The 255-nt window shown below is 50.6% G+C and carries 1 rRNA gene; it reads right to left on the bottom strand.

What is annotated here, in order from left to right:
* A 23S ribosomal RNA gene (locus tag GM658_RS28725) occupies nucleotides 1-255 on the bottom strand; the annotation flags it as partial.

Raw genomic sequence — 255 nt, 5'->3', positions numbered from 1 at the left:
GCTTACGGCGTGCGGGCTTTTCACCCGCATTATCGCTACTCATGTCAGCATTCGCACTTCTGATACCTCCAGCATCCTTTACAAGACACCTTCGCAGGCTTACAGAACGCTCTCCTACCATATCCTTGCGGATATCCGCAGCTTCGGTGACTGGCTTAGCCCCGTTACATCTTCCGCGCAGGACGACTCGATCAGTGAGCTATTACGCTTTCTTTAAATGATGGCTGCTTCTAAGCCAACATCCTGACTGTTTTA

Origin of the sequence: Massilia eburnea (genome assembly GCF_009720745.1) — a bacterium.
Classification (GTDB): Bacteria; Pseudomonadota; Gammaproteobacteria; order Burkholderiales; family Burkholderiaceae_D; genus Rugamonas; species Rugamonas eburnea.
This window is presented reverse-complemented; position numbering and strand designations above follow the sequence as displayed.